A 423-nucleotide genomic window follows, 5' to 3' on the forward strand; every position below is an offset into this window, starting at 1 on the left:
AATGCCAAACTGACCAGCACCCACGGCAAAGTGATTTTCGAAGCGGTCAAAAACACTACATTTGAGCAAAAAACCAGCTTATCGAAAGGTTTCTACATCAAAAATACCGATAAAGGATATCAGGAAGATAAATGGGTACTGCCCAGCGTGCAAGCGGGGGGCGAGTTTACTGTAGATGCCACCGAGGGGATTAGTGCGGATGTTAAAGCGCAAAATAACCAATCGGTACAGGCGGCGATTAATGAGCTGGCCACCATTCCTGGCAACGAATGGCTGCAAGACTTGCATCTGCGTGATGACGTGCAGTGGCAAAAAGTGATGGATGCCTACCACAGTTGGGATCACCAAAGTGAACATCTGAACCCAGTGGTGGCGGCATTAATTGCGATTGGTGTGGCGGTGGCCACCTCTGGCTCAAGTTTG

The 423-nt window shown here is 49.2% G+C and carries 1 protein-coding gene; it reads left to right on the forward strand.

The features are described from left to right. Window positions 1–423, forward strand: a 423-nt coding sequence (locus tag FTA91_RS16470; protein ID WP_145583633.1) for a hypothetical protein, incomplete at both ends; no start/stop codon positions are given.

The organism is Yersinia thracica (genome assembly GCF_902170565.1).
In the GTDB taxonomy this organism is placed as follows: domain Bacteria; phylum Pseudomonadota; class Gammaproteobacteria; order Enterobacterales; family Enterobacteriaceae; genus Yersinia; species Yersinia thracica.